The organism is Micromonospora sp. NPDC005215 (assembly GCF_040607915.1).
Classification (GTDB): domain Bacteria; phylum Actinomycetota; class Actinomycetes; order Mycobacteriales; family Micromonosporaceae; genus Micromonospora.
In genome coordinates this window covers 22971-33004 of record NZ_JBEXHQ010000065.1, presented here as the reverse complement: position 1 = coordinate 33004, position 10034 = coordinate 22971, and the positions used below count along the sequence as shown (strand labels likewise).

9 protein-coding genes are annotated in these 10034 nt (G+C 71.1%); 3 read left to right on the top strand and 6 right to left on the bottom strand.

Annotation, left to right across the window (positions count from 1 at the left end; all coding sequences use genetic code 11):
• Positions 1 to 66: 66 nt before the first annotated feature.
• The 5 genes from ABZU25_RS31610 to ABZU25_RS31590 all read right to left on the bottom strand — a co-directional run bounded on the left by ABZU25_RS31610 (position 67) and on the right by ABZU25_RS31590 (position 4473).
• Positions 67 to 855, bottom strand: coding sequence for an ABC transporter permease (locus ABZU25_RS31610; RefSeq protein ID WP_355033003.1), 789 nt, complete (start codon positions 853 to 855; stop codon positions 67 to 69).
• Positions 852 to 1829 (bottom strand): ATP-binding cassette domain-containing protein, encoded by a 978-nt coding sequence (locus ABZU25_RS31605; protein WP_355033002.1) that lies wholly within the window; start codon positions 1827 to 1829, stop codon positions 852 to 854. The genes ABZU25_RS31610 and ABZU25_RS31605 overlap by 4 nt, the downstream gene beginning before the upstream one ends.
• A gap of 32 nt (positions 1830 to 1861) precedes the next feature.
• The gene (locus ABZU25_RS31600) at positions 1862 to 2704 is read right to left on the bottom strand and encodes a DUF4097 family beta strand repeat-containing protein (RefSeq protein WP_355033001.1); all 843 of its coding nucleotides are present in this window, start codon (positions 2702 to 2704) and stop codon (positions 1862 to 1864) included.
• A gap of 72 nt (positions 2705 to 2776) precedes the next feature.
• Positions 2777 to 3301 carry a hypothetical protein gene (locus tag ABZU25_RS31595; protein WP_355033000.1) on the bottom strand — a complete coding sequence of 175 codons (525 nt, stop codon included), beginning with the start codon at positions 3299 to 3301 and terminating at the stop codon, positions 2777 to 2779.
• Positions 3302 to 3366: 65 nt separating this feature from the next.
• Positions 3367 to 4473 (bottom strand): FUSC family protein, encoded by a 1107-nt coding sequence (locus ABZU25_RS31590; RefSeq protein WP_355033005.1) that lies wholly within the window; start codon positions 4471 to 4473, stop codon positions 3367 to 3369.
• A gap of 354 nt (positions 4474 to 4827) precedes the next feature.
• Between ABZU25_RS31590 and ABZU25_RS31585 the strand changes: the two genes are divergently transcribed.
• Positions 4828 to 7047, top strand: coding sequence for a hypothetical protein (locus ABZU25_RS31585; RefSeq protein WP_355032999.1), 2220 nt, complete (start codon positions 4828 to 4830; stop codon positions 7045 to 7047).
• Between the two features lie 9 nt (positions 7048 to 7056).
• Here the strand turns inward: ABZU25_RS31585 and ABZU25_RS31580 are convergent, their stop codons facing one another.
• Positions 7057 to 7812, bottom strand: a complete 756-nt coding sequence (locus ABZU25_RS31580; RefSeq protein WP_355032998.1) for an SDR family oxidoreductase — start codon at positions 7810 to 7812, stop codon at positions 7057 to 7059.
• A 101-nt stretch (positions 7813 to 7913) separates the two neighbouring features.
• Here ABZU25_RS31580 and ABZU25_RS31575 point away from each other — a divergent pair, with 101 nt between their 5' ends.
• A complete protein-coding gene (locus ABZU25_RS31575; protein ID WP_355032997.1) occupies positions 7914 to 8594 on the top strand; it encodes a class I SAM-dependent methyltransferase in 681 nt (226 codons plus the stop codon).
• A 283-nt stretch (positions 8595 to 8877) separates the two neighbouring features.
• Complete coding sequence (locus ABZU25_RS31570; protein ID WP_355032996.1) at positions 8878 to 10029, top strand: ice-binding family protein; 1152 nt, start codon at positions 8878 to 8880, stop codon at positions 10027 to 10029.
• Positions 10030 to 10034 lie beyond the last annotated feature (5 nt).

Below are 10034 nucleotides of genomic sequence, written 5' to 3'. Positions count from 1 at the left end.
CTCGGCCCTGTGGGCCGAGCCGCCGGCTGTCCGTCGCGATGGCGGGACGTCGAGCGGGTGCCGGGGTCAGGTGGCCCGACTGCGGTTGTACAGCGCCTTGGCCCAGAAGAAGCAGCCCACGCTGATGACGACGCACCAGCCGACCGCGATGATCCCGTTGGCGCCGATCCCGGTGCCGAGCAGCAGGCCGCGAAGGGTCTCCATGACGGGCGTGAAGGGCTGGTAGTCGGCGAACAGCCGCACCGGCGCCGGCATGGATTCGGTGGGGACGAACCCGCTGCCGAGGAACGGCAGGAGGATCAGCGGCATGGGGAGGTTGCTTGCCGTCTCGACACTGTCGCTCACCAGGCCGAGCGCAACCGACAACCAGGTGAGCGCGAAGGTGATCATGGCGAGGACGCCGATCGCCGCGAGCCACTCGACCGGGTTGGCCGTGGGCCGGAACCCGACGAGCAGCGCCACGACGGTGACGGCCGCGAGGCTGAGCAGGGTCTGGACCAGGCTGCCCAGTACGTGGCCGGTGAGCACCGACGGTCGGAAGATCGCCATCGTCCGGAACCGGGCGATGATGCCCTCGGTCATGTCCATCGCGACCGAGATGGCGGTGCCCTGCGCCGCGCTGACCACAGTGATGAGCAGGATGCCGGGGGTGACGTAGTTGGCGTACTGGGAGCGGTCGCCGGTCGGCCCGAGGCCGGCGCCGAGCGTGCCGCCGAAGACGTAGACGAAGAGCAACAGGATGATGATCGGGATGCCGATGAGCAGGAAGGTCATCGACGGGTACCGCCGCATGTGCAGGAGGTTGCGCCGCAGCATGGTGCTCGAGTCGCGGACGGCGAGGGAGACGGTGCTCATCGCGCGGGGGCCCTTTCGTGGTCGGGTCGGCCGGCGCGGGAGTCGGGCTGACCGGTGAGGGTGAGGAAGACGTCGTCGAGGTCGGGGGTGTGCACGGAGAGCCCGGCCACGCTGATCGAGGCGCTGTCGAGTTGGTCGAGAAGCGAGCGCAGCGAACCGACCCCGCCGTCGCTCGGCACCTGGAGGGTGAGTGACGCGTCATCCCGCCGGCCGGTCGCGAACGTCCGGGCCGCCGAGTCGAGCCCGTCCTGGTCGGCGAACTGCAACACCACGTGACCACCCGGGATGAGCCGCTTGAGCTCGCGCGGGGTGCCCTCGGCGATCAGCCGGCCGTGGTCGAGGAACGCGACGCGGTCGGCGAGCTGGTCGGCCTCCTCCAGGTACTGGGTGGTGAGCAGGATGGTGACGCCCTCGGCGGCGAGCGCGCGGATGATGTGCCACATGGCCCGGCGGCTGCGCGGGTCGAGACCGGTGGTCGGCTCGTCCAGGAAGATCACGCGGGGCGTGCCGACCAGGGTCATCGCGAGGTCGAGCCGCCGCCGCATGCCGCCCGAGTACGTCGACACCGGCTTGCCGGCCGCCTCGGTCAGGTCGAACTGGTCGAGCAGCTCGGTGATCCGTCGCCGACCGGCACCCTTGTCGAGGTGACACAGGTCGGCCATCAGGTTGAGGTTCTCCCGGCCGGTGAGCAGGTTGTCGACGGCGGAGAACTGACCGGTGACGCCGATCAGGTCGCGTACCGCGTCGGGCTCTCGGGTCAGGTCGTGGCCGAAGACGCGGGCGGTACCGCCGTCGGCGTTGATCAGGGTGGAGAGGATCTGCACCGTGGTGGTCTTGCCGGCGCCGTTGGGGCCGAGCAGTGCGAAGATCGTTCCCTCGGTGATCATCAGGTCGACGCCGTCCAGCACGACCTTGTCACCGTAGGACTTCCGCAGGTCGGTGGCGACGATCGCGGGCTTCGTGGAACTGGTCATGGTCTCCTCTTTTGTGGTCGCGGTGCGACGGGTCAGGCGCGGCGGATCATGATGTCGCCGTAGGCGGTGTTCGCCCGGACCTCGACCGTCTCGTCGGTCTGCGCCGGGCCGTCGGTCGTCTCCAGGGCGTTGTGCACGCGGCCGTGCTTCGAACTGACGTCGAGCCAGGCGGCGGTCCCGCGGCGGATGCCGACCTCGATGGCCCCGTACGAGGTGGTCAGCTCGATCGCCCCCCGGACGACCTCACCCAGCCGGACGTTGCCGTAGGCGGTGCGTGCCGTCACCGAGGCCAGCGGCGCGTCGAGGGTGATGTCGCCGTACGCGGTGTTGACCCGGACGTCGCCGCCACTGCGGCCGATCCAGCAGTCACCGGAGGAGTTCTTGATCTCGGCGGAGCCGTCGACCGCACCGATGCGCACCTTGCCGGACGAGACCTTCACCCGGGCCGAGCCCGCGACCCGCTCCACCGCCACCTCGCCGTGACTGCTGTCGATGTCCAACGGTCCGGTCTCGTCGAGCCGGATCCCGCTCCCGGTCTTGATCCGGCACTCGCCCAGCCGACCCTCGCAGCGGAACGCCGCCCAGGACGACTCGGCGTGCACCCGCGACCCGGCCGGCAGCTCGATCAGGACGTCGACCGACGGCCCGGGGCCGAAGCCGTAGCGGCGCCAACTCTTCGACACCCTGATCAGTAGTTGCCCTGCGGCGTACTCGACGGTGGTCTGGTCCGCGGTGCTCACGTCGGCCTTGCTCGACGGATCGCGGGGCCGGACCGTCACCACCGTGTCGGTGCGGTCGGTCGCTTTGATCCAGACATCTCCCACGGGCAGCTCGACCCGGACGGCGATGGGTTCTGGCGTTTCGAAAACAGGCATGGTGGTCTCCCGGAAGGTGGTCGGCGAATGTCGCCGCTGGTCAGCGGCGCGAGAACGAAGGGGTACGGAGAGCTAGCGGGCCCAGCCGGTGACGTGCTGGCCGGAGCGCGGCTCCACGCGGCGGGGTGGGCGACGCTCCGTCTCGCCGGCGCTGACGGCACCGGCGACGGCGCGCACCAGCCAGGCGTTGACCGAGAGCCCGGCGCGCCCGGCGGCCTCCTCGACGCTGGCCTTGAGGTGGTCGGGGAGTCGGAGGTTGATCCGCGAGGTGCCGCCGTCCTCCCCCTCGGGCGCGGGGGCCGGGGCGGACAGCGTCGGCGGGCCGCTGGCCGCGCTCACCTCGTCGACCAGCGGGCTGGCCGGCGTCACCACGAAGTCCGGTTCGCGCCCGCGCAACCGGACGTGCACCGAACCCGGCGCGAGATCGCGGGTGATCTCGTCGGCGGCGTCGGACAGGGCCTCGAGCAACGTGAGACGGGTCGCCGCCTCCAACTGGGCAAAGAGCCGCTCGGCCAACATCCGGGCCTCGGGGTCGACCCCCTCCGCAGCCACGGCGAACTCGTCTCGCAGGTTCTCGACGTATGACCTCAGCTCCATGGCACCATCATGGCACCACTTTGGCTCAGAGTGCAACAGCCGTGGCTCAGGATGATGCCGGCGGATCAGTCCCGCTGCGGCACGCCGGGTGCTTCCAGCTCGCCGAACGTGCCCCGGACCAGGTGATTCGCCTCCTCCTGGGTCAGCCCGGTGGCCACCAGCAGGTCGCTGACGGTCGTCCGGACCTGTGCCACCACCACCGCTCCGGAGAAGCCGACCCCCTCCCGGTAGGCATGACCGGCCGTCCGGACCGCCCGCAGCGCCTGCTCGCGAGCCCGGTTCGGCTCGACCGCCGCGGCGAACTGCCGCTTGAGTAACCTGACGGCCTCGGCGAGATCGGCAACCGCCCCCGGCAGTGCGTCCGGGACCGGTTCACCGTCCTCGATCAGCGTCACCGACCGACGGATCAGCGTCCCGCTGTTGCGCATCGCCCGGTCGATCGGCTCTGCCGCCTGCGCGTACCGGCTCACCGGACCGTGCCGTTCGTGCCAGTGCACCGGCGACAGGATGCTGGCCTCCCGGGCGCCCTGGGTCGCCTCGACGAACGCCTGCAACTGGCCCTTGCTCTGCCGCAGTTCGCTCCGGGCGGTGCGGGCCCGAGCAGCGTCCCGCTCGGCCAGCGCGCTGGCGGTCGCGTCGAGTTGGGTGACGAGGAGATCCAACGCCGGCCGCGCTGCCCGGTTGAGCACCCGCAGCGGGTTCAGCGGCAGCAGCACGGTGGTGACCAACAGCGCCAAACCGCCCCCGACCAGCGCGTCCACGAACCGAGGGATCTCCAGATCACGGACGGACGGACTGAGCGTGGCGATCAGCACCGCCGTCGCTCCGGCCTGGACCACCACCGCCGCACTGCCCACGAGGAACAACGCGACAACGATGGCGAGCACGACGATCAGGGCGAGTTGCCACCACCCGGTGCCGATCACCAGGAGCAGCAGATCGCCGATCAGCACCCCCACTGTGACACCGATGATCAGCTCGACGGTACGGCGGAGGCGTTGACCGACGGACGCGGCGAGAGTCGAGACCGCGGAGATCGGCGCGAAGACCGGCTGCGACACGTGCAACAGCTCGTGCGCCACAAACCACGCCAGCGCCGCGGCCAGGCCGGCCTGCACAGCGAGCCCGCCGATCGCCCGTACCCGACGCAACCGGTCGTGCAGCGTGAGCATGGCGCGGTGCCAGAGCCGGACCACGATCGGAGCGCGGTCGTCCGCTCCGTGCCGACCGGCAGCGACCATGGCGGCGCCTACCCCGCCAGCACCCGACCAATCCCGCGCGCTGGTGGGTCGACACCCCGCCCGAGCGTACGCAGCGTCGACCGCGACGGATGTCAGGCCCGGGGCGTCCGTTCCGGCGTAGGTGGAGCGCGCCGCGATTGAGGCCGCCCGGTTCGGGTAGACCGCGGTCTGTCGCCGTCGCAGGTGGGCGGCCCCGGCACGGTGCTGGCAGGGCTGGCCTCGGGTGGATCGTGTGACATGGGGCTGCCGAGACGCCTCGGGGGGCCATCGGATGGATCAGCGCGGTTGAGCGGGCCAGACATCTCCGGCCGCATCGTGGAGCTGCGGGTGCACGGAGTCTCCGGCGCGAGCGTGGAAGACGTGCTGGACCTGCACCAGATCGCGCAGGTGGCGGGTGACCGCAGCGGAGGCTTCTACCGGCCGCAGCCCCGACATTCGGACACCGGTGGCGCGCACGGGGTGACGCTGGAGGCGTACCGCTGGGGTGATCTGCCCTCCGGGACCGTGGCCCGCGCCCTGGGGCTGGTCTTCCTGCTGCCGTTCATGCTTGTCAACGTGGCGATCTGGATGCGTCCCGCGACAGCCGGTTCCGAGGCGATGGTCAGGTCGTTGTGCCGGGTGCTGGCGCTCACGCTCACCGCGTTCTACGTGCTCGCCATCGCCGGCGTCGCCCTGGATCTCGTCGGCTGGAAGTGTCTGAACTCGCCGAACTGCCTCGCCGGACGCAGCTGGCTGTCCTGGTTGAGCGGGCGGCCGGTCGGGCTGCGACTGGCGGTGCTCACGCTGGTCCCGGCCACGGCGATCGGCCTGATCTGGCGCGTCAGCAGCCGCCCGGGACGGACGTTCGAGGCGTTTCGCGCACCCGAACAGGTGTCCGGGCAACGGCTCGGCGCGGTCGGTCAGTGGGACGCCGAGCCGCTGGTCGGCCGGCTGCGCTCGATCCACGTCGCCGCCGCGTTCGCGACGCTGGACCTCACCCTGCTCCTGGCCCGGGTCGCCACCGGGGCCACCGCCACCGGCGTCGCGTTGACGGTGGCCACCGTGGTGGTCCTGACCGCCTGCGTGGGATCGCTCTGCACACCGCCGCTGATCGACCGGGCCGCCACCGATCGACGACTCGACGGGATCACCCACGCGCTGCGGTCCACGGCCATCGTCCTGACCGTCCTCGTGGTGGCCTACGTGCTGGCCAGCCCGCAACCGTGGGACGGACGCCGCGAGCTGCCCGGCTACGACTCGACCCTGGCCGGGCTGTTCGTGGCGCAGACGATCCTGCTGGCCGCCCTGGGCGTGGTGCTGCTCCGGCGGCGGGACCGGCGGCGGGGCGCGACGCCACTGTTCGGGCTGGGCGGGCTCGCGATCGCGGCCGCCGGGATCAGCGTGGCGGTGGCGTACTCCGCCGAGCTGGTCTACCGGGCGGCGGATTTCCTCGACCGCGACGTGCCGACCGGTGCGGGCATCGCCGCCGGCCCACCCCGCGCGTACACGTGGGTGATCTTCGGCTTCCTGCGTGCGATCGTGATCACGCTGATCGTCGCCGGTCTGGTCATCGTGATCACCCGCCGCGGCCGGCGTCGCGACGCCGCGGCGATCGTCGCCCACGACTACCCGCACCCGCCGACGGAGGTCAGCACCCGACTGCGACAGGTCCGCGACGCGATAGCCCGGGCCCGGTTCACCGAGAAACTGGTGCCACTGGCGGTGCTCTTCGGCTGCCTCGCCGGACTCGCCACGGCCACCACCACCATCGGCCTACTGGGACAGTTCCCGAGCGACGTCGTCGAGAGGAGCGCCGGGTTGCCGGCGGACGCTGTCACCTTCGCCATCGCGTTCGGCAGTTGGCTGATCGCCGCGATCATCCTCGGCCTGATCATCGGCAGCGTCTTCGCCTACCGGACCGTCCCGTTCCGGCGGCACGTCGGCGTCCTCTGGGACCTCGGCACGTTCTGGCCCCGAGCCGCCCACCCCTTCGCACCGCCCTGTTACGCCGAACGCGCCGTACCGGAGTTGACCCGCCGGATCACGTACCTCGTCCAAAGCGGCAATGCCGTGCTGCTCACCGGGCACAGCCACGGTTCGGTCCTGCTCGCCGCGACGGTGCTCCAGCTGCCGCCGGAGGTCGGCAGCCGGGTCGCCCTGCTCACCCACGGGTCACCACTGCGTCGCCTCTACGCGCGGCTCTTCCCCGCCTACATCGACGAGGCGGCACTGCACGACATCGGCCGCCGGGTCGGTTGGCGCTGGGTGAACCTGTGGCGCGACACCGACCCGATCGGCGGCTGGGTCTTCTCCGCCCACCGGTCACCCCGGGCGGCTCCGAACAGCGACCCGGCAGACGCCGTGGATCGCCGACAACGAGATCCCCGCGACCTGGTGACGCCGGCCAGCGACAGCGTTCCCCCTCCCATCCACGGACACTGGCCGGACGAGGCGGACGAGTCGTTCACCGAGGCGGTGCGGGAGTTGGCGCGGCGCCTCGCCGGGCGGGCGGACCCACCCGTCTAGCGGGCCGGGTCACCCGGCGCTGGTCGTCCGGGTACGCCAGTCGTCCAGGCGCGTGGCGGCGATGCGGGCGTCGTCGGCGGGGACCAGCGAACGTTCGGCCAGCGTGGCACCGAAATACCGGGCACCCGGGTCGGCCACCACCGACCGGGGGTCCCGCTGGGACGCGAGGATGAATCGGCCCAGTTCGTCGAGGCGGAACTGCTCCGGCCCACCGATCTCGACCACCGCGTTAGTGGGCGCGCCGACCACGACCTCGGCCACCGCGGCCGCGACGTCGTCCGCCGCCATCGGCTGGACGAGGACCGGCGCGAGGTGCACGGTGTCGCCGTCCGTGGCGGCGTCGATGATCCCCTGGAGAAATTCGAAGAACTGCGTGGCGTGTACGACGGAGTACGGGATCCCGGCCGCGACGATGAGCTTCTCCTGGGCAACCTTCGCCCGCATGTACCCGCTGTCCGGGATCCGGTCGCAACCCACTATCGAGAGCGCCGCGTAGTGGCCCACCCCGGCCGCCGCCGCGGCGGCGAGGACATTGCGGGTGGACGTCTCGAAGAACTCGAGCACGGCGGCGTCCTCGAACGACGGCGAATTCGACACGTCGACCACGACATCGGCACCGGCGAGTGCCTCGGCCACTCCCTCGCCGGTCAGTGTGTTGACGCCGGTCTTCGGTGACGCCGGCACCGCCTCGTGCCCCCGGGCACCGAGATTGTCCACGAGCTTGGCGCCGATGAGGCCGCTGCCACCGATGACGACGATCTTCATGGTCGAACACGTCCTGTCTGCGCTGGGCTGTCAACCGCTGCCCACCAGTAAGACGGAAACCGTGCACCGATGCAGGACAATCGCTCAAGAACAGTTCAACGATGATCGTCTGCTCCCTGGAGGTCGACGTGGCCGTGGTGTCCCATCCGGTGTTCGCCCGGGTGTACGAAAGGCTCAGCGTCGCCATGGACCGCGCCGGCACGGCGGAGTTCCGACGGGACCTGGTCACCGGCCTGTCCGGCCGGGTGATCGAGATCGGCGCGGGCAACGGCCGGATGTTCGCCCACTATCCCCCCGGGGTGACCGAGGTCGTCGCGGTCGAGCCGGAACGCCGACTGCGCGCCGCCGCCGAGCGGGCGGCACCGAACGCGCCGGTACCGGTCACTGTCGTCGACGGTCTGGCGGACGCCCTCCCCGCGGGTGCTGGCGAGTTCGACGCGGCGGTCGTCGCGCTGGTGTTGTGCACCGTGCCGGATCAGGCGAGCGCGCTCGCGGAGGCCAGCCGGGTGCTGCGCCCCGGCGGCCAGTTGCGCTTCTTCGAGCACGTCGCCGCCGAGCAGCACAGCGGCCTGCACCGAGCCCAACGACTACTCGACGCGACACTGTGGCCGAAGCTTTTCGCCGGCTGCCACACCAACCGCGACACCGTCGCCGCCATCAGGGCCGAAGGGTTCGTGATCGAGGAGCTGCGTCGATTCCGTTTCCCGGCCACCAGCAACAGCCCGTCCGCACCCTGCGTGCACGGCCGGGCGATCAGGCCCGCTGCGGCACACCAGCCCTGAGAGCGGCCGCTGGGCTGCCAACAAGGACGACGGTCGATCCGATAGAAGCTCGCCTTTCGCGATGTCGGCCACCTGGTCCAGACAGGCCAGTCGCGGGTTGGGGCCAACATGAACGCGAATGGGTATTGCCCGATCTGGCATGCTTAATATCCCGTTTTGTGCGCATACGTGACCGTGACGTGATGTGGTGGTGAACGCACTTTCTCAGTGCCATTCAGGCCGTTTCACGCAGGGCGTGGCTCACCGGGCTCTCCTGCGAAGTAGTACCCACGGAGGGTGTTCTGTGACAGCAAAGCCCAATCATCATCGTCTTCGCCGACGGCTGCTACCCGCGCTCGCGACGTCAGCAGCAGCCGCCGTCGCCGCGAGCTTTCTGCTGCTCGGCTCAACGCCGGCCAGCGCCGCGGACGCACCGGTCAACCTGGGAACAGCCGGCAACTTCTCCGTCCTCGCCGGAGCCGAGCCGACCAACACCGGCCCGAGCTTCCTGGCTCAAAGCCTCGGACGATTCCCGGGAAGCACCGCGGCGGGCTTCGGCACGGCAACCATCGGCGGTGAGGTCCACCTCGGCGACGCGGTCGCTCTCCAGGCCCAGAGTGATCTGACCATCGCCTTCAACGACGCCGCCGGGCGGACACCGTTCACCAACCTGCCCGCGGAACTCGGGGGCAACACCCTCAACGCTGGCGTCTACCGGATCGGGGCCGCGCAGCTGACCGGGGCGTTGACGCTCAACGGCCAGGGCGACCCCGCAGCCGTGTTCATCTTCCAGGTCGACTCCTCGCTGACGACGGCGTCGAACAGCAGCGTCGTCCTGATCAACGGCGCTTCGGCCTGCAACGTGTTCTGGAAGATCGGCAGCTCGGCGACGATCGGCACGGGTACCACCTTCGTGGGCACCGTCATGGCCCAAGCGGCGATCACGATGGCCACGGGCGCGACCCTCCAGGGCCGTGCGCTGGCACGTACCGCCGCCGTCACCCTCGACACCAACGTCATCACAGCGCCGCTGTGCGCCGGGCCGACCGGCCCACCCGGACCCACCGGCCCACCCGGACCCACCGGCCCACCCGGACCCACCGGCCCTGCCGGACCGTCCGGCCCGCCCGGTAGTCCCGGCGCACCAGGCAGTCCCGGCGCACCCGGCAGCCCCGGAGCGCCCGGCGCACCGGGAGCACCCGGCAGTCCTGGCGCACCCGGCAGCCCCGGAGCACCGGGCAGCCCGGGAGCACCGGGAGCACCAGGCAGCCCTGGCGCACCGGGTAGCCCCGGAGCGCCCGGCGCACCCGGCAGCCCCGGGGGCGGCGGCAGGACGCCAGTCCTGCCGGTGACCGGCGGTGGCGCGATCCCGGCCATGACGGGCATCGGAAGTGCGCTGGTCGTGCTTGGCGCATTCGCATTCTTCCTCGCCCGGCGGCGCACCCGGGAGTCCTGATCGGA